General features: G+C 65.8%; 16 protein-coding genes, 2 pseudogenes and 1 riboswitch. Of the genes and pseudogenes, 13 read left to right on the forward strand and 5 right to left on the reverse strand.

Annotation, left to right across the window (positions count from 1 at the left end):
• Positions 1–163: 163 nt before the first annotated feature.
• Both CA951_RS37905 and CA951_RS37910 read left to right on the forward strand, forming a co-directional pair.
• The gene (locus tag CA951_RS37905; protein ID WP_087561758.1) at positions 164–1,825 is read left to right on the forward strand and encodes an alpha/beta fold hydrolase; all 1,662 of its coding nucleotides are present in this window, start codon (positions 164–166) and stop codon (positions 1,823–1,825) included.
• A gap of 27 nt (positions 1,826–1,852) precedes the next feature.
• On the forward strand, positions 1,853–3,154 hold the full coding sequence (locus CA951_RS37910; protein ID WP_087561759.1) for an amidohydrolase family protein: 1,302 nt from the start codon (positions 1,853–1,855) through the stop codon (positions 3,152–3,154).
• 494 nt (positions 3,155–3,648) lie between these two features.
• Here CA951_RS37910 and CA951_RS43680 read toward each other — a convergent pair whose 3' ends face one another.
• Together CA951_RS43680 and CA951_RS43685 are read right to left on the reverse strand one after the other, a co-directional pair.
• Positions 3,649–3,795 (reverse strand): hypothetical protein, encoded by a 147-nt coding sequence (locus tag CA951_RS43680; RefSeq protein ID WP_179220463.1) that lies wholly within the window; start codon positions 3,793–3,795, stop codon positions 3,649–3,651.
• A gap of 84 nt (positions 3,796–3,879) precedes the next feature.
• Positions 3,880–4,254 carry an ABC transporter permease gene (locus tag CA951_RS43685; RefSeq protein WP_179220464.1) on the reverse strand — a complete coding sequence of 125 codons (375 nt, stop codon included), beginning with the start codon at positions 4,252–4,254 and terminating at the stop codon, positions 3,880–3,882.
• A 157-nt stretch (positions 4,255–4,411) separates the two neighbouring features.
• Between CA951_RS43685 and CA951_RS37920 the strand changes: the two genes are divergently transcribed.
• From CA951_RS37920 to CA951_RS37960, 9 genes are all read left to right on the forward strand, one after another.
• Complete coding sequence (locus CA951_RS37920) at positions 4,412–5,398, forward strand: sugar-binding transcriptional regulator (protein WP_087561760.1); 987 nt, start codon at positions 4,412–4,414, stop codon at positions 5,396–5,398.
• Positions 5,399–6,162: 764 nt separating this feature from the next.
• The gene (locus tag CA951_RS37925) at positions 6,163–7,050 is read left to right on the forward strand and encodes a transketolase (protein WP_218780560.1); all 888 of its coding nucleotides are present in this window, start codon (positions 6,163–6,165) and stop codon (positions 7,048–7,050) included.
• A complete protein-coding gene (locus CA951_RS37930) occupies positions 7,047–8,021 on the forward strand; it encodes a transketolase family protein (RefSeq protein ID WP_087561761.1) in 975 nt (324 codons plus the stop codon). Before CA951_RS37925 ends, CA951_RS37930 begins: the two co-directional genes overlap by 4 nt.
• Positions 8,018–9,520, forward strand: coding sequence for an FGGY family carbohydrate kinase (locus tag CA951_RS37935; RefSeq protein ID WP_087561762.1), 1,503 nt, complete (start codon positions 8,018–8,020; stop codon positions 9,518–9,520). Before CA951_RS37930 ends, CA951_RS37935 begins: the two co-directional genes overlap by 4 nt.
• Positions 9,521–9,553: 33 nt before the next feature.
• Complete coding sequence (locus CA951_RS37940; protein ID WP_087561763.1) at positions 9,554–10,366, forward strand: SDR family NAD(P)-dependent oxidoreductase; 813 nt, start codon at positions 9,554–9,556, stop codon at positions 10,364–10,366.
• Positions 10,367–10,405: 39 nt separating this feature from the next.
• Positions 10,406–11,404, forward strand: coding sequence for an ABC transporter permease (locus CA951_RS37945; RefSeq protein WP_087561764.1), 999 nt, complete (start codon positions 10,406–10,408; stop codon positions 11,402–11,404).
• A complete protein-coding gene (locus CA951_RS37950) occupies positions 11,401–12,354 on the forward strand; it encodes a substrate-binding domain-containing protein (RefSeq protein WP_087561765.1) in 954 nt (317 codons plus the stop codon). Before CA951_RS37945 ends, CA951_RS37950 begins: the two co-directional genes overlap by 4 nt.
• 26 nt (positions 12,355–12,380) lie before the next feature.
• Positions 12,381–13,871, forward strand: coding sequence for a sugar ABC transporter ATP-binding protein (locus tag CA951_RS37955; RefSeq protein WP_087561766.1), 1,491 nt, complete (start codon positions 12,381–12,383; stop codon positions 13,869–13,871).
• Positions 13,868–14,659: an SDR family oxidoreductase gene (locus CA951_RS37960; protein ID WP_087561767.1), complete on the forward strand. Its 792-nt coding sequence runs from the start codon at positions 13,868–13,870 to the stop codon at positions 14,657–14,659. The genes CA951_RS37955 and CA951_RS37960 overlap by 4 nt, the downstream gene beginning before the upstream one ends.
• A gap of 165 nt (positions 14,660–14,824) precedes the next feature.
• On the opposite strand, the pseudogene ribB reads toward CA951_RS37960, so the two are convergent.
• Both ribB and CA951_RS37970 read right to left on the reverse strand, forming a co-directional pair.
• Positions 14,825–15,448, reverse strand: a pseudogene (gene ribB / locus CA951_RS37965) (3,4-dihydroxy-2-butanone-4-phosphate synthase); the annotation flags it as partial.
• Positions 15,449–15,523: 75 nt separating this feature from the next.
• Positions 15,524–15,668, reverse strand: a riboswitch (FMN riboswitch).
• A 229-nt stretch (positions 15,669–15,897) separates the two neighbouring features.
• Complete coding sequence (locus CA951_RS37970) at positions 15,898–16,356, reverse strand: 6,7-dimethyl-8-ribityllumazine synthase (RefSeq protein WP_087561769.1); 459 nt, start codon at positions 16,354–16,356, stop codon at positions 15,898–15,900.
• A 379-nt stretch (positions 16,357–16,735) separates the two neighbouring features.
• Between CA951_RS37970 and tkt the strand changes: the two genes are divergently transcribed.
• Both tkt and tal read left to right on the forward strand, forming a co-directional pair.
• Complete coding sequence (tkt, locus tag CA951_RS37975; RefSeq protein ID WP_087561770.1) at positions 16,736–18,838, forward strand: transketolase; 2,103 nt, start codon at positions 16,736–16,738, stop codon at positions 18,836–18,838.
• 8 nt (positions 18,839–18,846) lie between these two features.
• Positions 18,847–19,971: a transaldolase gene (gene tal, locus CA951_RS37980; protein WP_087561806.1), complete on the forward strand. Its 1,125-nt coding sequence runs from the start codon at positions 18,847–18,849 to the stop codon at positions 19,969–19,971.
• A gap of 298 nt (positions 19,972–20,269) precedes the next feature.
• Here the strand turns inward: tal and CA951_RS37990 are convergent.
• Positions 20,270–20,944: pseudogene (locus CA951_RS37990) on the reverse strand (transposase); the annotation flags it as partial.
• Positions 20,945–20,998: the final 54 nt, after the last annotated feature.

A 20,998-nucleotide genomic window follows, 5' to 3' on the forward strand; every position in this document is an offset into this window, starting at 1 on the left:
TCCTCTCGACGAACCAATTGGAACCAATTATAGGGGCTGGGTCCCCAGCTTCCTCGCACACTCTCCGAAAAGTCCAGTGTTGACGATCACACGGCTCCCGACCTATCGTAACCAATACGAACCGTAATCCGGTTTGGTTCACATTGGTTTTACAGGAGGTCTCATGCGCTTCGCGCGGATTCAAGGTAGGAACGGCGCGGTCGTCTGCGCTGTGGACGCGAACGGAGCTGCGCTGCCCGTGCAGTTCGGGGATACCGGCGCCCCGGTGCGCGAGCTGCAGGAGATCATCGCCGGCGGCCAGGCCGCACTGGGCCGGTTGACGACCACCTCTCCCGCCGAGGGTGGCAAGCTCCTCGCTCCCATCACCCCGCACCGCAACGTCTTCTGCGTCGGCCGGAACTACTCCGAGCACGCCGCCGAGTTCGCCAAGAGCGGGTTCGACGCGACCGGCTCCGCCGACGGCCAGCACGTGCCGCAGTACCCGGTGGTCTTCACCAAGCCCGCCGCCACGGTCGTCGCCTCCGGCGACCCGGTCGACCCGCACACCGACATAACCTCGGCCCTGGACTACGAGGGCGAGATCGGCATCATCATCGGCCGGCGCGCCTCCAAGGTCAGCCGCGACGCCGCGATGGACTACGTGTGGGGCTACACGCTCATCAACGACGTCACCGCCCGCGACCTGCAGCGTGACCACAAGCAGTGGTTCATCGGCAAGTCCCTCGACACGTTCTGCCCGCTCGGTCCCTGGGCCGTCACCGCGGACGAGATCGACATCAACGACGTGCAGCTGCAGACCCGCGTCAACGGCGAACTGCGGCAGGACACCAACACCGCCCAGCTGATCTTCGATGTGCCGACCATCATCGAGACGCTCTCGGCGGGCATCACCCTCGAGCCGGGTGACGTGATCGCCACCGGAACCCCGGTCGGCGTCGGCATCGGATTCGACCCGCCGAAGTACCTGGTCGAGGGTGACGAGGTGATCGTCTCCGCCCCCGGCCTCGGCGAGCTGCGCAACAGCATCGGCATCCCGGCCCCGGTGGACCACCTCACCCCGGTCGGGACCAGCGAGCTGTTCGTCGAGAAGACCGGCAGCGGACCGGCGGTCGTGCTGATCCACGGCCTCGGCGGCGCCACCACCGTGTACGAGCCGCAGATCGCGACGCTCGCCGAAACCCACACCGTGGTGCGCTACGACCTGTCCGGTCACGGCCGCTCCCCGTTCGCCGGGCCAGCGAGCATCGACAACTGGGTCGAAGAGTTGCGCCGCCTGCTCGACGCCGAGGGCATCGAGCAGACCGCTCTGGTCGCGCATTCGATGGGTACCCTCGTCGCCAACACCTTCGCCGCGAAGTACCCGCAGCGTGTCAGCAAGGTCGCGCTCCTCGGCGCGGTCCGCGCTCAGCCGGAGGCTGCCAAGACCGCCACCAGGGCTCGCGCCCGCACCGTCCGAGAGGCCGGCATGTCCGCCGTCGCCGACACCATCGTCGGAGCAGCGCTGTCGCGCGAAACCCACAGCGCCCGACCGTCGGCGGTGGCACTGGTCCGCGAACTGCTGCTCGGTCAGAACCCGCAGGGCTACGCAAGTGCCTGCGAGGCCCTCGCCGCCGCCGTCGAACCGGACTTCGCGTCGATCGACGTCCCGGTCCTGCTGCTCACCGGCGATGAGGACAAGGTCAGCCCGGTCGCGGTCAATGACGAACTGCTGTCGATCTACCCCAACGCCCAGAAGCACGTGCTCGACGGGGTGGGCCACTGGCACTCCCTCGAAGATCCCAATGCTGTCACCAACCGGCTCCAGGAATTCCTGAACAAGCCCTGAGCTCCTCCGAAGAAAGGAGTGGCGACAATGACGTCAGCCAACACCCCCGATCAGTCCATCCTGTTCACCAACGTTCGGATCCACTACACCGGTTCCGACCCGTATGAGGGTGAAGTACTGGTCGAAGGCGAACGCATTGCCGAGGTCCGTAAGGGCACGGGAGATCTGCCTCGCGAGGGCGCGAGGGTCATCGACGGCCAGGGCAAGTTCCTGATGTCGGGTCTGTGTGATGCTCACACACACTTCTCCTGGGTCAACTCCGCCGACCTGCCCGGTCTCGGGACGATGGGCGTCGAAGAGCACACCCTGCTGTGTGCCCGGTCGGCGCAGACCTACATCGATTCGGGCTACACCATGTGCGTCGGTGCCGCCGCCGCCAAGCCGCGACTCGATGTGGTCATCCGCAACGCCATCAACGCCGGCCAGATCCCCGGACCCCGTTATCTGGCGAACTGTCAGGAGATCGCGGTCACCGGTGGCGCGCTGGTCAAGGGCATCACGGCCTTCGCCGACGGTCCCGAGGAGATGCGCAAGGCGGTCCGGCGAAACGTCGACCTGGGTGCGGACCTGGTGAAGCTGAGCATGTCCGGTGAGGAGATCACCGGAAACCAGCACGCCGAGGACAACTACTTCTCGGACGAGGAAACCCTCGCCGCGGTCACCGAGGCACACCGCCGCGGACTGCGAGTCTGCTCGCACGCGCGGTCCGGGGAGAGCGTGAAGATGTCGCTGCGCAACGGCGTCGACATCATCTACCACGCCTCCTTCACCGACGAGGAAGGTCTGGACATGCTCGAAGAGCAGAAGGACCGCATCTTCGTCGCCCCCGGCCTGAACTGGCTGGTCGCCACCCTGCACGACGCCGAAGCGTTCGGGTATCCACCCGAGGCCGCGGAGGCCGCCGGATACCAGCACGAACTCGACTGCGCCATTGACGCATTGAAGAAGATGAAGGCACGCGGCATCCGGGTGCTGCCCGGCGGCGACTACGGCTTCGCGTGGACCCCGCACGGCACCTACGCCCGCGACCTGCAGCATTTCGTCGAACTGCTCGACTTCTCCCCGAAGGACACGCTGCTCGCGGCGACCGCCCTCGGTGGGCAGATCATGCGGATGCCCGACGACCTCGGGCAGGTCAAGGCCGGGTTCTACGCGGACATTATCCTCATCGACGGTGACCCGCTCGAGGACATCACCATCCTGCAGGACCAGTCCAACATCGTCGGCATCATGAAAAACGGTGCCTTCCACAAGGACCCGGGATCCGGGCAGTCGGCGCGCCCGTCCAAACTCAGCGAAACCCATCGGGGCACCCCCATCCCCGCATAACCGGTCTCGCTGACCCTTCGTCGGCCGGCGGGGTGGGGAGCGTGGCGCACCCACCCCGCCGGCCGACTGCGGACCACCCCTGGAGGAGAACCTCTCGCGGCAGCAAGTCAGCCTCACCGCCGTCACCGAATTACGGGACTGGCAACTACCCGCCCGATGCCACCACACCGGGTCGGCCACCTTCTTCGGCCCCGACGGCGAAACCGTCGGACAGCGCGTCGTAGGTGTCCGGCGCCCCTTGCGGTGGGCGGCGCCGCGGCGCATGATCACCGTCTGCTCCAGGTGGTAGGCGTCGAGGGGCAGGACGGCGACCTCACCGGGATAGCGGGCGGCGAGGGTGGTGACCAGCCATTCGCTGATTGTCGACGTGCCGGCGCCGGGGGCTCCGGCGCTCCCGAGGACGGTGTGGGTCGGTCGGTGCAGGAGGTCGTCGGCCCGCGCGAGCAGGGTGCCCCGCCCCCCGTCCTCGCTCCGGTCGATGCGTGCCGGTTCGGTCATCGTCGTCTCCTCTTGGCCACCTTAGCCTGCACGAGCACCACGATCAGCAGGAATCCCCCGCGGATGACGGACTCCCCGTAGGAGCTGATCGAGATGGTGCCGCGGCCGTTCTCGAACACGATGATGTTGAAGATCAGCTGCATCAGCAACAGGCCGACCAGGGTGCCCAGGGCCGAGCCGATTCCGCCGGTCAGCAGGGGCCTCCGACGACCACGCCGCGATGGTGATCAGTTCCCAGCCCTTGCCGGTGTCGGTGCTGATCGACCCGGTTTGGCTGGCGAGCACGACCCCGCCGAGCCCGCGGCGAGGCCGGAGAGCACGTAGACGGAGATCATGGTTCCGGTGGTCCGGACGCCGAGCAGGTGGGCGGATTCTTCGTTGCCGCCGATCGCGAGCACCCGGCGGGCCCATGCCGAGTATTTGAGTGCGAAGGCGCCGACGCCGAAGGCGAGGAACATCCGCCAGGTCCAGGTGGTCAGTCCCAGGTAGGTGTGGCGGCCGAAGGCGAGCAGCACCACCGCGAGGTCGATGCCGCCGGTCATGATGACGAACGACAATTGCCAGGGCGATGCAGCGGCGGCGGCCGCACCAACCCTGAGCACCGGTTCACGACCTGCTCGAACCGCCGAGGTGCTGCACTCCGAGAAGTCGAGCGAGAAGCCATCGCACCCTCCTCCACAGGTGAATATATATTCAGAAAAGCGGCTGGTTGCATGTATAGTCAGGTCGGTTTCGTGATGCGAGTGCGGAGGAGGGGACATGGCCACAGGCGGAGTGCGCGGCGCGCGGCGTCTCACACCGACGGACGAACAGACTCGACTCATGGTCAAGGTTGCACGGATGTATCACGAGCGGAACCTCAAGCAGTCACAAATCGCCGAGGAACTGCACATTTCGCAGCCTCGAGTGTCGCGTCTGCTCAAGCGGTCACTGGAGACCGGAATCGTCAAGACAGTGGTCAATTCACCAGCAGGGGTACATACCGACCTCGAAGACCGCCTAGAAGCTCGCTTTGGCCTCCTCGAGGCAGTGGTCGTGGACAGCACGAGCGATGAACGGGATCTCGTACAGAACCTCGGAGCGGCAACCGCGATATATCTGGAATCGACGCTGATGGGAGATGAGTTTGTGGGCATCTCTTCATGGAGTTCGAACCTCCTCGCTGCAGTCCAGGCGATGCGCCCCTCGAACTCACCCGTCGTTTCCGAGGTTGTGCAGCTGGTCGGCGGTGTCGGCGATCCGAGAGTTCAGCTCGAGGCGAACCGGCTGATCACCACATTCGCATCAGTAACGGGCGCCGCGCCGATCTTCCTACCCGCACCTGGGCTTCTCGGCAGCTCCGAAGCCCGGAAGAGTTTGATGGCCGACTCGACAGTGCAACAGGTGAGCGACCAGTGGGCACAGCTCACGACGGCGCTGGTCGGCATCGGGACACTGGAACCCTCGCCGCTGCTGCGCGAGAGTGGCAACGCGATTGCCGAATTCGATCAGGAGATGCTGCGGACGGCAGGGGCCGTCGGGGACGTGTGCCTTCGCTTCTTCGACGAAGCCGGGACGCTCGTCGAAACCGCCCTCAATGATCGGGTGATGGGGATCGAACCGGACCAACTGCGGGTGATCCCTCGACGGATCGGAGTCGCCGGCGGCCTTCGCAAGCTAGCCGCGCTGCGGGGGGCGCTCCTTGGCGGATGGATCAACGTACTCGTGACCGACACGGTCGCGGCGACCGAGCTCGTCGGGTCCTGACCGCCACGTGGCGAGCCTCCGGAAATCAGGCGTGCGCCCCCCTCAATTTGCCGCCGGGCAGTCACGGACGACCGACGCCACACAGGGCCTTGAAGTCCGTAAATCTCGGCAGGCCCGTAATCCGCATCCTCTGCACCTACATTGCCCCGAAATCGCCAACCCGAACTGCCGCCGCGCCCCAGCAAGATGACCGCTCGTGAGTGACCATCCGTCGAGTGCTCCAATTCATCACCCTCCCACGCTGTTCCACTGCGGGAGTCGATCCGGAAATGCCGCCGCCTAGCAGGATCTCCCCGACCATAAACAAGTTTGGTCCTGAGCAACTGACGCTGCATCCCCGGCACCGAGTTCCACCCTGCGAGTCGCAAGCACACTGAGTGCCCCAGCTCTACACGGACGACGACTCCACAACGTCGATCACCCTCCCTCCGCCGGTTGCCTACCTGGGCGAACGGGCCTGCGATCGCCCCACACTGTCCTCCACTGGGCTCGTCGAGGTCATTGCCGCACCGAGACGGTCCACTTCGGCGAGGCTGCTCGACCTTGTTCAGCCGACGCCTACTTTGCCCCCGGTTCGTCCAGGAGCACCAACAGGACGCTTACCTCGAATGTCCATACCCCGCAAGGCGCACGACCACCCGCGGTCTATGCGTCGAGCCTCCTTCCTTTGGATGACGGACGCCCCCCTACCGCCAACCACGTTGACATTTGCTTGTGATGGCTGCCACAATATGAATATCCACTGACTACTGAATGGATATGCAATGTCAAAGATGTTGGGGAGCGACCCCGGTCAATCGCAATCGTGGCGGCAATTCCGCAAGGAGTTCGAGGCCGCCGACGGCACGGAGAAGTCATCACTGCTCGCCGAGCGGGCCCGTGCCACCCGTCGCGATGTTGTGGAGACGATCTCCGCTGCGGGCCAAGGACATATCGGTGGCGACCTGTCGGTGACCGACATTCTCACCACCCTCTACGGGGGCGTTCTGCATCTCGATCCGCAGAACCCGGAATGGGCTGAGCGGGACCGCATGGTCCTCAGCAAGGGCCACTGTGCAGTGGCCCTGTACTCGACGCTCGCCGAGACCGGATACTTCGAGCGGAGTGAGCTGTCAACGTTCATGGCGCCCGATTCGGCGCTGAACGGCCACCCCAACCGCAACAAAGTGCCCGGTGTCGAAACGAACACCGGGCCCCTAGGGCACGGTCTTCCCTTCGCGGTCGGTGCGGCCGCGGCCGCGAAGCTGGCAGGTAAGTCATACCGCGTCTACGTCGTGCTCGGCGACGGAGAAATGCAGGAGGGCAGCAACTGGGAGGCGCTGATGTCGGCCGCACACCAGGGACTGGACAATCTGACGGTGATCGTCGATCGCAATCGACTCCAGCAAGGTGCCCGCACCGAGGAAACCAACGCTCTCGATCCGTTCGACGACAAGCTCGCCGCCTTCGGCCTCGAAGTCCGCATTGTCGACGGTCACGACTACACCCAACTGTTGCGGGCCTTCGAACCCTCCCGAACAGGCAAGCCGGTCGGTGTCATCGCCAACACCACTAAGGGCAAGGGTGTCTCGTTCATCGAGGACCGCGCCGAATGGCACCACAAGGTGCCCAACCCACAACAGGTAGCAGACGCGCTGGAGGAACTGGCATGAGCACCGAAACACTGGCACAAACCAGTCCCGCACCGGAGTACGACAACCGCACCGCGTTCGCCGACGAACTTCGAGCACTGGCGCGCACAAACGACCGAATCGTGGCGGTTTGCAACGACTCCGTCGGTTCGAGCAACCTCACCGGGTTCCGGGACGAGTTCCCCGACCGCCTGATAAACGTCGGCATCGCCGAACAGAACATGGTCGGCGTCGGCGCCGGCCTGGCCAGCGCCGGTTTCATCCCGTTCGTTTGCGCCGCGGGCCCGTTCCTCACCGGCCGCGCACTCGAGCAGATCAAGGCCGATATCGCGTACTCCCAGCACAAGGTGATCTTGTGCGGCATGAGCCCGGGCATGGCGTACGGAGAGCTGGGGCCGACCCACCACTCGATCGAGGACCTGTCTTGGCTGCGGGCACTGCCCGGCCTCGACATCGTCGTTCCCGCCGACCGCCACATGACCCAGCTCGCGGTCCGTAACGCTGTCGCCGACCCTCGCCCGACCTACATCCGGGTCGGCCGGTTCAAGGTCCCCGACGTGACCACGGAGAACACACGGCTCGAGCGCGGCAAATTCGTCCAGATCACGAACGGCACCGATGTCACCATCATCGCCACTGGGACCATGGTTTCCCGCGCCGTCAACGCCGCCACCGAGCTGCACGCGCAAGGCATCTCAGCGCGAATCCTTGACGCCGAATACATCGCCCCGTTCGATTCGGACGCGGTCGCCGCCGCCGCCCGCGAAACCCGGGCAATCGTAGTCGCAGAAGAGGCCAACCTGGCCGGTGGACTCGGCTCCGCGGTTGCGACCACGCTGAGCCAGCTCGCTACCGCCGACACCCGGGTTCCGCTGCGGTTGCTGGGGATCGACGAGTTCGCCCCCACCGGCAACACCCAGTACCTGTTGAACCACTTCGGATTGAACGAGGAAGGTATCGTTCGAGCTGCACGGGAAGCACTGGGAGCATGAAAACCTGGAATGATCCGGCGGTCCTTGCGATCGACCAGGGTACTAGCGCCACGAAGGCGCTGCTGGTCGATCGGGACGGTCATGTGATCTCCCGCCATTCCGTGGCCATCGGTCAGAGCCACCCACGCCCCGGCTGGGTCGAGCAGGATGCGAATGCGGTGCTCGAGAGCGTGCGCACCTGCTTCGATATCTCCGGCATCGACCTCGGCGAGCCACCCGTTCTGGCGATCAGCAATCAGCGCGAGTCCGCGGTGATCTGGGATCGGCGCACCGGTGAGCCCCTGGGCCCGATGCTCGGCTGGCAAGATCGCCGCACTCTGCCTGATGCACGGCGGCTACACCAGGACGGGGTCACCGCTCTGGTGCGCCAGCTCTCCGGGTTGCCTCTCGACCCGATGTTCTCGGCGCTCAAGTTCGCCTGGCTCCTCGACCAGATCGACCCGGACCGGCGCCGCAGCCGGGCGGGGGAAATATGCTTGGGCACCGTCGACGCGTGGCTGCTTTTCTCACTGACAGGTGAGCACCGCATCGAGACCGGCAACGCCAGCCGTACCCAGCTGCTCAATGTGGCCACCGCCGAATGGGACCGGGAACTGTTGGCACTGTTCAATATTCCGATTCAGGCATTGCCGAAGGTCACCCCCTCGAATGTGCCGTCGAAGCGGTTCCTCGCGGGTCCGGTCGGGCACACCCACATCGCCGGCGTGCTAGGCGATTCACACGCTGCGCTGTACGCCCACGAGGCCACTCATCCGGGCGCGGTGAAGGTCACCTACGGCACCGGATCGTCGATCATGGGCATCAGCGGCCGCCCGGTCGAACCCGAGTCTGGATTGGTGCGGACGATCGCCTGGCAGGACGAGAAGATCGGGCACGCCTTCGAGGGCAACATCCTCTCCGCCGGCGGCACCATCGTCTGGTTGGCGAAGCTGCTCGAGTGTTTCCCCGAAGACATCAGTCGCCTCGCCCAGTCGGTGCGCACCAGCGACGGCGTCGACTTGGTGCCCGCATTTGCCGGCCTCGGCGCCCCTTGGTGGGACGAGCAAGCCGAAGCGATCGTGTCCGGATTGTGCCTGGGTACCTCACGGGCCCACCTGGCCCGCGCTGCCCTGGAATCCATCGTGCTACAGATCGAGGACGTGCTCACCGCGGCCGACCAGGTCGCGATCAAGCCCATCGACCAGATCATGGTCGACGGCGGGCCGTCGAAGAACGACTTCCTGATGCAGCTCCAGTCCGACATCAGCCGCCGGCGGGTCGTCCGCGCCGCGAACACGGACCTGTCCGCGTTCGGCGCCGCGCGAATGGCGGCACGTGCGGCCGGCATGCCGGAATTGATCACCAATACCGAAGAAGTCACGTTCGAATCCGCCCTCCCCCAGGAGGACGCAACGCAACGGCGAGTCCGGTGGATCGACGCGCTCAGCCGCTCCTTCCTCCGTCCGAACCAGGCGCCGTCCGGACTGTCGTCTCACCACCCCACCGTCGTCGACTCCTGACTCGACACGGGACACTTGGTCCGAAGGAGTGCCATGTCCCACAACGCTGTTGCCTCCCCCCTCTACCGAGGGCACTTCGCGGGGCGCCGCGTCGCGATCACCGGTGCTGCCCGAGGAATCGGCAACGCCATCACCCGCGGATTCGCCGAGTCCGGCGCCTCGATCTTCCTGATCGATCGTGACGATCTTGTCAAGGAAGCGGCCGAAGAACTGTGCAGCGCGGGGTTCGACGCACAGGCCGCGCAGGCCGATGTCACCGACGAGCAGCAGATGGTCGCTGCGTTCACCGAGATTGGCCACCTCTGGGGTCGACTCGACACCCTGATCAACAACGCCGGCATCATCACCATCAACGACCTCGAAAAGACCAGTACCGCCGACTTCGAGCGGGTCCTTCGGGTGAACACGACCGCGATGTTTCTCGCCACCCGGGAAGCCACACCACTGCTGCGCGCGGCGGGAGGCGGAACGGTACTCAACGCCGCCAGCGGGCAGGCCCGTCAAGGATTCATCTACACACCCGCCTACGCGGCAAGTAAATTCGGCGTCCTCGGCCTGACTCAGTCCCTGGCCAAGGAACTCGCGAAGGACAACATCCGGGTCAACGCCTATTGTCCCGGAATCGTCCAGACCGATATGTGGGACTACAACGACCGCGAGTGGGGCAGCCGCCTCGGCGACTATGCTCCCGGCCAATTGATGAAGGAGTGGATCGCCAACATCCCACTCGGCCGGGCGGCCAGCGAGTCCGATGTCACGAACCTGCTGTTGTTCCTCGCCTCGAACGCCGCCACCTACATCACCGGACAGGCCGTCAACATCGACGGCGGCATGTTCATGAACTGACCCCTCCCCTCTCCTTTCCCCAAATCCTCGGAGGCCATCATGGCTGTCTCAACCGCAGCACCGGCAGTTGCCGACGCTGCACCGAACCCCGTCCGCCGGTTCGCCGAAAAAGCATTCTCCGGATCCGGTGGCGCGTTCGCCGGCCTGATCGTGCTGATCGTGGCACTGGCGTTGACCGCGCCCAACTTCCTGACCGCCCGGAACTTCACCAACATCATCGACCAGATCACCGTGTTGGGAATCCTGGCGCTCGGCGCCACCTTCGTCATCATCATCGGTGGAATCGACCTGTCCGTGGGATCGGTCCTCGCCCTGTCCGTGATGGTCCTCGGCTGGCTCTCCCACCAAGGCGGCTTCCCTCTACCAATCGCGATGGCCGCCGCGATCGCAGTCGGCGCCCTGGCCGGCCTGATTAACGGCCTCGGAGTCACGATCTTCCGATTACCACCGTTCATCGCCACCCTCGCAATGATGTCGATCGCGCGAGGACTGGCGAACCTGATCACCGACGGCCAGCAGATCGTCGGCTACCCCGAGTGGTTCTACAAACTCTCCACCGCACGCTACTTCGGCTTCATCAGCGTCACCGTCGCAACCCTGGTAATCCTGTTCGTGGCCGGATGGGCGTTCTCCCGATACCGGCGCAACGGCCGGGCGCTATACGCGATCGGCGGCGGCCACGAGGTGGCCCGGCTGGCCGGCATCAAGGTCCGCGCCACCACCACCGCGGTCTACGTCGTCGCAGGTGTGATGGCCGGCATCGGGGCGATCGTCCTCGCCTCTCGCCTCGACGCCTCCGCGCCGAGCGCGGCCACCGGCTATGAACTCGACGTCATCGCCGCCGTCGTGATCGGCGGCGCCAGCCTGATGGGCGGGGCCGGCCGAGTGACCGGCACCGTGATCGGTGTTCTGATCATCGGTGTGCTCCGCAACGGCCTCAACCTGCTGGGCGTCTCACCCTTCATTCAGCAGATCGTGATCGGCGTCGTCATCGCCGTGGCCGTGGGAGCCGACGTGCTGCGCAGGAGGAGGTCATGACCACCATGCGGGCGAGGGTTCTCGCTGCAATCGCCGCGCTCCTCGGACTGATCTTCTGCGCCGGGTGTACCCCACTGGCCGGCGGAAACGATGACGGACGGCCCACAATCGGGCTCGCCGTCGCCAATCAGCAAGCCGACTTCTTCAACATGATCCGGCAGGCAGTCGAAACCTCGGCGGAGGATCAGGGATTCCGGCTGATCGTCGCCGACGCCAAGGGTGACGCGGACACTCAGGTGAGCCAGATCCAGAACTTCATCACCCAGGAAGTGGACGCCATCATCTACATCCCCGCCGGTGCTACCGCCGCCACTGTTCCGGTCCGCGACGCCCACGCCGCCGGCATCCCCATCGTCGCGGTCGACCGCAACCCGCAAGGAGCGCCCGCCGATTCCTTCATAGCTACCGACAGTATCGCCGCAGCAAAGGATTTGGGTGACTACGTAATCGACATCACCCGCGGACAAGGCAAGGTCGGTGTGGTGCAGGGGCAGATCGGCACCACACCGGAGCAGGCCCGCGACGAGGGCTTCACCGAAGCACTCGACTCCGCCCCGGGCATGGAGCAGGTGGCCAAGCAGGCGTCCCAGCAGTGGTCGCAGAGCGAAGGCTTCGATATCACCACCGACATGCTCCAGGCCCACCCCCAGATCAATGTGATGTTCGGTCGCGCCGACGCCCTCGCTCTCGGCGCCGCGGCAGCTGCACGGGCCGCAGGCCGCACCGACATGACAGTGGTCGGGTTCGACGGTGATATCGCCGGCCTCGAAGCGGTCCGAGACGGCCGACTCGCCGCTACCGTCACCCAACCGACCTACGGCATGGGCGCCCTGGCAGTGCAGTCGGCGAAGGCACTCATCGCCGGCCAACCCGTGCCCGCCGAGCAACTTCAGCAGGGGCTGCTGACCACACGGGACAACGCGGCCGAATTCCTCCAGCAGCACCCGTGAGCGAACCCGAAACTTCGGAGAGACCAATGAGCACAGCAAACGAGGCACGGCTCGTCGTCGAGGGCGTTGCCAAGCACTACCCCGGCACAATCGCCCTCGACGGGGTCGACCTGACGATCAACCCCGGTGAGGTGGTCGCGCTTCTCGGTGAGAACGGGGCGGGCAAGTCGACCCTGTCGAGCATCATCGCAGGGCTCACCTCCCCCACCACCGGAACGATGAGGTGGCGCGGGCAGCCCTACGCCCCGACCAGCCCTGGCGACGCGATCGCTTACGGCATCGGCATGATCCATCAGGAGATGCGGCTACTGCCCGAATTGACCGTCGCCGAGAACGTTATGGTCGGCCGCTGGCCGACCCGCCGCGGTCTGATCTCCCAGTCGAAGATGGCGGACGAGGCGGCGAAGTATCTCCACCAGCTCGGGTTCGCCGGGCGGATGAATCAGCGTGTGGGCGATCTCAGCGTCGCCGGACAACAACAGGTCGAGATCGCGAAAGCACTCGCACTCGAGGCGCGTTTGCTGATCCTCGACGAGCCGACCGCGGCCCTCGGCCAAGACGAAACCGATGCGCTGTTCGAGACGATCCGCGCTCTACGCTCGCAGGGCGTCTCGTTCATCTACGTCAGTCACCGGCTCGCCGAGATCGCCCAGATCGCCGACCGCATCGTCGTGCTGCGCGACGGCCACAAGATCAACGAGCATTCCAGCGGACAGGTCGCACCGAACGAGCTCGTCCGCGAAATGGTGGGCCGTCCGGTCGACCGACTCTTCCCCGATATCAATCCCCCCGCGAACCGGGTATTGCTGTCGGTGCAGGGACTGACCTCCGGCGCAGGGAAGTTCGCCGATATCACCTTCGATGTGCACGCCGGAGAGATCTTCGGAATCGCCGGCATCGTCGGTGCCGGCCGTACCGAAGTGGTCCGGGCCATTGCGGGCGCGGACTCCTATGCATCGGGCACCGTGACGATCGACGGTGTCCCGATGCGCGGCTCCGGGCTGGGCGAGGCAATCTCCACCGGGATCGTGCTGGTCCCCGAAGACCGGAAACAGCAGGGCCTCATCGTCTCCGAAACCATTGAAGACAATATCGCGCTACCGAATCTCGATTCCCTGCAACGCAAAGGTTGGGTCTCCCCAGGTGCGGTCCGGGCTCTGAGCTCCGATGTGGCCAAGCGTCTCGGGATCAAGGGACGACCCGAAAGCCCGGTGGCATCGCTGTCCGGCGGCAACCAACAGAAAGTCGTGCTCGGCAAGTGGCTCGAGCGCAAACCTCGAGTAGTAATCCTCGACGAGCCCACCCGCGGCATCGACGTCGGTGCCCGATCGGCGATCTACAGCCTCATCGCTGACCTCACGGCCGCGGGAACGGCGGTCATCGTGGTCAGCTCGGACCTCGACGAAGTCCTCGGCCTCGCGCACCGGGTCATGGTGCTCGCTCGCGGACGATCCCAGGGGATCCTGCAAGGACAGGCAATGACAGCACACGGAGTAATGGAGTTGGCAACCGCATGAACGCACAATCGGACGCCGGTGCAGGGTCCCACAGCTTCGACCTCAACGGACAGGTTGCTCTGGTCACCGGTGCCGCCAGCGGCATCGGGCGGGCGATCGCCATCGCCATCGCCGAGCACGGGGGCCACATCGCCGTGGTCGACCTACCCACGGCAGACGCGGCGGATACGCTCGCCGCGGTGCAAGCGCACGGGCGCAAGTCGGTGTTCATCGGTGCCGACGTCACCTCCCCCACACAGATGGGCGAGGCAGTGGCCCGCACCCAGAATGAACTCGGCCCACTGACTCTGGCGGTCAACGCCGCCGGGATCGCCAACGCCGCACCCGCCGAATCGATGTCGGTCGAACAATGGCAGCGCGTCTACGACGTCGACGTCACTGGTGTTTTCGTCAGCTGTCAGGCCGAGGCGCAGGCCATGCTCGACAACGGTCGCGGGGCCATCGTCAACGTGGGATCGATGTCGGGCAGCATCGCCAACCGCGGGCTGCTCCAGTGCCACTACAACAGCGCCAAGGCCGCGGTCAAACATCTATCGGCGTCCCTGGCAATGGAATGGGCCCAGCGTGGCGTCCGTGTGAACTGCCTCAGTCCGGGATACACCGCCACCCCGATGAACACCCGCCCCGAGATGGTCGACCAGATGCAGGTCTTCGCCGACGAAACTCCCATGGGGCGCATCGCCGCACCCGCAGAGATGGGTGGACCGGCAGTCTTCCTGCTCTCGGACGCCGCGAGTTTCGTCACCGGCATCGACCTGCTCGTCGATGGCGGCTTCTGCGCCCGCTGACCCAGTACCCGACAGACAGGGCAAGCGACGGCGAGGGGTCGAACCCCGCTCCCGTTCTCACCGTCTTCCGGCGGTAGGAACGGGCCCGCGGGTGCCACCCCGCCGCGCGGCCGGACTGAGGTCGCGGTGGTCGGCTCAGCTGGTCGAGGTGCCCCGCTGGTCGAGGTAGGCGATCAACTGCTCGATGGTGACCACCGGAATCGCTTCACGCCGGCCGAGCTCGACCAGCCCCGGCAGCCGCATCATCTCGCCGTCATCGGCGACCACCTCTGCGATCGCCGCAACCGGGCGAAGACCGGCGAGCTGCAGCAGATCCACTGCCGCCTCGGTGTGGCCGTCACGTTCGCCTACACCGCCTTCGACTGCCCGCAACGGCACGATATGCCCCGGCCGGTTCAGCCGCTGCGGGGTGGAGGCGGGGTCGGCCAACACCTGCAGGGTGTGCGCTCGGTCCGAGGCGCTGATCCCGGTCCCTGCGCGGTCAGCGGCATCCACCGTCACCGTGTAGGCGGTACCCCGCGGATCCTCGTTCTGCTCCACCATGGGTGGCAGGTCGAGTCGGTCGGCGATCTCGTTGGTCATCGGAGCGCAGAGGAACCCGGACGAGTGGCGAACGGTCCAGGCGATCCAGCGCTGGGTGGCTAGTTGGGCGGCAAGGACGATGTCGCCCTCGTTCTCGCGGTTCTCGTCGTCGGCGACGATTACCGGTAGGCCCTGCCGGAGCGCGGCGAGGGCGTCCTCGATGCTCGAGAGTCCGTTTCCTGGTCCCTGGAAGTGTTCTGTCTGCATGGCGTTGTTCCTGTCGGTCCATGCGCCACAGGGTTTTCGGAATGGGAGGACAGGCGGACACACGAGATGGCCGCCGAAGCACTCCTCCCATCCGGACTGAGAGGCGTATGTCTCATCACCGTCGGTGCCGGAGTTTCACCGGCTCAACCTCACCGTCTGCACAGTTCGGGTCGCGGACTGTCACCGCCGGTTCGGAATTTCACCGACCCCAGAGCGCTACGTTCGGCTAGGCACTGTACGCACCTGCCGCCGTTGCGGACCATCCGGCCCCGATCCTCGCCATCGCCCCCGTCCACCTTGTTGTGACTGTCACCTTCGGTAGGGGCGTCTCGGACCAGGCCAGCTCTCGCGCGGCCGGAGGTGCGGACGGCACCACCGGCCGGGGTAGGCGGTCACGCGAGCCCATACACCGCAGCAGCCCACACCGGCCCGACCGCATCCGCTACCGCTCAGTTGCTCGGGAGGTCCCGGAGCGAGGTCAATGTCGCGGAAACTGCACGCGCTGCCTCGGAGCCTTTGCTGACGAAGTGCGCGGTGAAGTAGGAAACGTGCTCGTCATGCTCGTGAAAATGGTGCGGGGTCAACACAACCGAGAACACCGGCACATCGGTGTCGAGTTGCACACGCATGAGTCCGTCGATCACCGCCGTGGCCACGAATTCGTGGCGGTAGATCCCACCGTCGACCACGAGCGCCGCCGCGACCACGGCATCGTATCGACCGCTGCGCGCGAGCCGCTGAGCATGCAAGGGAATCTCGAAGGCCCCCGGTACCTCGAAGAAATCCAGAAGATCCTCGCCGACGCCCAGCCGGCCGATTTCGTCGATAAACCCTTTGCGCGCACGATCGACGATGTTGCGGTGCCACGTGGCCTGGATGAATGCAATCTTCTTCTGACTCTCGCTCATGCCGCGACGCTACTGCACCTTCGAACGGTGACTTAGCAGACCCCTCGAGCAAAAGCCGGTCCAACGGGGCGCGGAGATCTGATACCGAAGCCCGGATGCCGGCGCGGATCCGCAGGCCAGGGAGCCTGGGTCTCACCGTTGCCGTTGACACGAAGTGTGACTGCTGACACTATGAGGAATATTAATCGCTAACTGAATAGATATTCTCCGCTTTCACGGCCGCTACGCCCGCGGGCCATATTTCTCGACCACGGACGGAAGCGACCCCCAGCAGACGCTCTCATCTCCACATCTGCGCTATGCCGACCATATTTCTTCCCTGCCCGGTCTCGAATCGAGGAGGTCAACCGGCCTCCGAACCAATAGGAGATATCTGCCCGTGTCGATCACAGACGACATCCACGTCCTCACCCAACGGGTTCATCCCGCCGACTGGACCGAACTGGACACCAAGGCCGTTGACACCATTCGTGTTCTCGCCGCGGACGCGGTCCAAAAGGTCGGCAACGGCCACCCCGGGACGGCCATGAGCCTGGCCCCCCTCGCGTACGCCCTCTTCCAGCGCGTCATGCGCCACGACCCGGCAGATCCGAACTGGATCGGCCGCGACCGCTTCGTGCTCTCTTGCGGACACTCCAGCGTCACTCTCTACATCCAGCTCTATCTCGCCGGGTACGGCTTGGAACTCGACGATCTGAAGGCGCTGCGCACCTGGGGTTCGAAGACCCCGGGGCACCCCGAAGTCGGCCACACCCGGGGGGTGGAGATGACTACCGGACCGCTGGGGCAGGGCCTCGCCTCCGCGGTCGGCATGGCCATGGCCGCGCGGCGCGAGCGGGGACTGTTCGACCCGGACCCCGCACTCGGGAAGAGTCCGTTCGATCATCACATCTATGTGATCGCCTCGGACGGCGACATCGAAGAAGGGGTTACGTCGGAGGCCTCGTCCATCGCGGGTGTTCAGCAGCTGGGCAACCTGATCGTCTTCTACGACGACAACAAGATCTCCATCGAGCACGACACCGCCATCGCCCTCGGCGAGGACGTCGCCGCGCGGTACGAGGCCTACGGCTGGCACGTGCAGGTCGTCGACAGCGGCGAAGACGTCTCCGCGATCCTCACCTCCATCGAGGCTGCGAAGGCGGTCGCCGATCGCCCATCGATCATCCTGCTGCGAACCATCATCGGTTACCCCGCACCGACCAAGATGAACACCGGAGAGGTGCACGGCTCGGCACTCGGCGCCGACGAGGTCGCCGCCGTCAAGCAGATCCTGGGCTTCGACCCGAGCAAGAGCTTCGACGTCGACCCCGCCGTGCTGACGCACACCCGGGCGGCGCTCGAGCGCGCCGCCACGATCCGTAAGCAGTGGCAGAGCGATTTCGATGCGTGGTCGGCCCGCGGGCCCGAACGCACGTCCCTCCTTCGCCGGCTTCACGCTTCCGAGTTCCCTGAAGGATGGGCCGAGGTACTGCCGTCCTACGCCCCCGACGGGAAGGCAATCGCGACCCGCACGGCGTCCGGGGCCGCGCTCAACGCACTGGGGCCGGTCCTGCCGGAATTATGGGGCGGCTCCGCCGATCTCGCTGGAAGCAACAACACCACGATCGACGGATCCGACTCGTTCGGCCCAATCGCAATCTCCACCAAGGACTGGAACGCCCAGCCGTACGGCCGCACCCTACATTTCGGTATCCGAGAGCATGCCATGGGTTCGATCCTCAACGGCATCGCGCTACACGGCCCGACCCGCCCCTACGGCGGAACATTCCTGGTGTTCAGTGACTATATGCGCCCCGCCGTGCGGTTGGCTGCACTGATGAACACCCCGGCGATCTACGTGTGGACACACGACTCGATCGGGCTCGGTGAGGACGGGCCGACGCACCAGCCGATCGAGCACCTCGCCTCGCTTCGTAACATCCCCAACGTCGCCGTTATCCGACCGGGCGATGCCAACGAAACCTCCCAAGCTTGGCGCGCCGCGCTCGAGCACACCACCGGGCCGATCGCCCTCGCCCTGACCCGCCAAGACATTCCGGTCCTCGACGGCACCCGCGAGATGGCCGCCGAAGGGGTCTCCCGTGGCGGCTACATTCTCGCCGAGGCATCCAACGGCGCACCGGAGGTCGTGCTCATCGGCACCGGCTCCGAACTACAGCTCGCGGTCGCCGCCCGCGAGATCCTCGAGGCCGACGGCATCCCCACCCGGGTGGTGTCCATGCCGTGCCTGGACTGGTTCGAATCTCAGGACCAGACATACCGCGACACGGTAATTCCCTCGGCCGTGAAGGCCCGCGTATCCGTGGAAGCCGGGCTGGGAATCTCCTGGTACCGACTGCTCGGCGACGCCGGCGAAGCGATCTCGCTCGAACACTTCGGTGCCTCCGCCGACTACAAGACCCTGTATCGCGAGTTCGGCATCACCACCGACGCGGTGGTCGCCGCCGCACGCCGCAGCCTGACCCGAGTGAACGGATAAACCGCATGATGCAGCAGAACACCCACCTGACAACGTTGTCCGAAGCCGGCGTCTCGGTGTGGCTCGACGACCTCTCCCGTGACCGCATCGAGTCCGGCAACCTCGCCGAACTCGTCGCCACCAAGTCCGTCGTCGGTGTCACCACCAACCCGTCGATCTTCCAGGCCGCACTCAGCAAGGGCCACGTCTACGACGCCCAGGTCCGCGAACTCGCCGAACGCGGCGCAGACGNCNNGGCCACCATCCGCACGGTGACCACCGACGACGTCCGCGCCGCCTGCGACGTCCTCGCCCCGCAGTTCGAGGCCAGCCACGGCGTCGACGGCCGCGTGTCCATCGAGGTCGACCCCCGCCTCGCCCACGACGCCGACAAGACCGTCGCGCAGGCCGTCGAACTGTGGAAGATCGTCGACCGCCCGAACCTGTTCATCAAGATCCCGGCCACCGAGGCCGGCATCCCGGCCATCGCCAANGTGCTCGNTGAGGGCATCAGCGTCAACGTCACGCTGATCTTCTCGGTGGAACGCTANGAACTCGTCANGGGCGCCTACCTCGACGGCCTCGAGGCCGCCAAGGCCGCCGGACACGACCTNTCCCGCATCCACTCGGTCGCCTCGTTCTTCGTCTCCCGCGTCGACACCGAAATCGACAAGCGGCTCGACAAGATCNGCACCCCCGACGCACTCGCGCTGCGCGGCAAGGCGGCCCTCGCCAACGCCCGCCTCGCGTACGCCGCCTACCAGCAGGTCTTCGAGGTGCAGCCGCGGTTCCAGGGACTGCTNGAGGGCGGTGCCCGCCCGCAGCGCGCACTGTGGGCGTCNACNGGCGTCAAGAACCCCGCNTACCCGGACACCCTGTACGTCGCCGANCTGGTGGCCCCGAACACCGTGAACACGATGCCGGAGAAGACCCTCGACGCGTTCGCCGACCACGGCNNGGTCNAAGGGGACACCGTCTCCGGCACCGCGGTCGCCTCGCAGGAGATCTTCGACCAGCTCACCGCCGTCGGCATCGACCTNCCCGACGTGTTCAAGGTCCTCGAGGACGAGGGCGTCGACAAGTTCGAGGTGTCCTGGAACGAACTCCTCGAGGCCACCGCGGAGCAACTTCGGGCCGCAGCCCGGGGGATCTGATCGCCCCGTCGGCGACTGCCGAATCGGCGTCGCCGGCGGGTGCTTCCACACCCGGTACGGCCATCCACTGTGCCCTATCACCCACCATTACGGAGGACCTGATGACTGCCCGCATCGCCCCAAACCGTCTCGGACAGTTCGTCCGCCGAAACAACCCGCACGGTTACCGCACCGGACAGTGGGCGCAGATCGTGATGACCGTGCCCTCACACGACCGGGACTGCTGGCTGGTCGTATATCAAGACGGAGAAACCGACGTAATCCCTATCGACAACCACGAAAACCTCTACTCGTTCCGCTCGGAGCCAGTCGACTGGCGAAGCTCTCTTACGAAAGTTAGGTGACCACCGCGGATGGTGGGGACAGGTGGGGTGACGACCGCCTTCATCGGACCTCGGTGGGACGCGATCCTCTTGTACTTGGCCGAGAAGTAGGTGCCCTTCGAGCCGGCCACCGACAGCGCGGCGGTGCCGAGCGCACCCTTCAGGTGCCGGTTGCCAGGCCGGGTCTTCGTCGACTTCACCCGTCCCGCAGACTTATTCGAGCCGGGTGCCGCCCCCGCCCAAGACGCCAGATGACCCGCGGTCGGGAACACACGCATGTCGCCGCCGGGTCGTCACGGCCGCTAACGAGGGCCTCCAGCATCGACCGGCCCGAGACACCCATGATGTCGGTGGCGACCGAGAACAGCTTGATGCCGGCGTCCTCGAGGACCTCCTCGATCCGTTGCACCGCCCTGCCGCGGTCGCGGGTGATCGCGGTGCGGGCGCGGGTGAGATCACGCAGACGGCGGATCGGTGGCGGCGACACCAGCGACCCGCGCAGCAGCCCGTGCGCGCCCAGGTCGGCCAGCCAGGCGGCGTCGGACACATCGGACTTGCGGCCCGCCATGTTCCGCGCGTCGTGGGCGTTGACCAGCATCACCGGCAACGCGTCCTCGAGCAAGGTAGTAGTACGGCTTCCAGTAGTCGCCGGGCGGTGACACTGCAGCACTCAGCGGTAGCCCGAACATAGACGGCGTCTAGCG

The organism is Rhodococcus sp. NCIMB 12038 (genome assembly GCF_002165735.1).
Lineage (GTDB): Bacteria > Actinomycetota > Actinomycetes > Mycobacteriales > Mycobacteriaceae > Rhodococcus_F.

Coding starts and splice junctions, on each gene's coding strand:
- CA951_RS37905 (WP_087561758.1), top strand. CDS start 164: ATGCGCTTCGCGCGGATTCAAGGTAGGAACGGCGCGGTCGTCTGCGCT.
- CA951_RS37910 (WP_087561759.1), top strand. CDS start 1,853: ATGACGTCAGCCAACACCCCCGATCAGTCCATCCTGTTCACCAACGTT.
- CA951_RS43680 (WP_179220463.1), bottom strand. CDS start 3,795: ATGCAGCTGATCTTCAACATCATCGTGTTCGAGAACGGCCGCGGCACC.
- CA951_RS37920 (WP_087561760.1), top strand. CDS start 4,412: ATGGCCACAGGCGGAGTGCGCGGCGCGCGGCGTCTCACACCGACGGAC.
- CA951_RS37925 (WP_218780560.1), top strand. CDS start 6,163: ATGTCAAAGATGTTGGGGAGCGACCCCGGTCAATCGCAATCGTGGCGG.
- CA951_RS37930 (WP_087561761.1), top strand. CDS start 7,047: ATGAGCACCGAAACACTGGCACAAACCAGTCCCGCACCGGAGTACGAC.
- CA951_RS37935 (WP_087561762.1), top strand. CDS start 8,018: ATGAAAACCTGGAATGATCCGGCGGTCCTTGCGATCGACCAGGGTACT.
- CA951_RS37940 (WP_087561763.1), top strand. CDS start 9,554: ATGTCCCACAACGCTGTTGCCTCCCCCCTCTACCGAGGGCACTTCGCG.
- CA951_RS37945 (WP_087561764.1), top strand. CDS start 10,406: ATGGCTGTCTCAACCGCAGCACCGGCAGTTGCCGACGCTGCACCGAAC.
- CA951_RS37950 (WP_087561765.1), top strand. CDS start 11,401: ATGACCACCATGCGGGCGAGGGTTCTCGCTGCAATCGCCGCGCTCCTC.
- CA951_RS37955 (WP_087561766.1), top strand. CDS start 12,381: ATGAGCACAGCAAACGAGGCACGGCTCGTCGTCGAGGGCGTTGCCAAG.
- CA951_RS37960 (WP_087561767.1), top strand. CDS start 13,868: ATGAACGCACAATCGGACGCCGGTGCAGGGTCCCACAGCTTCGACCTC.
- CA951_RS37970 (WP_087561769.1), bottom strand. CDS start 16,356: ATGAGCGAGAGTCAGAAGAAGATTGCATTCATCCAGGCCACGTGGCAC.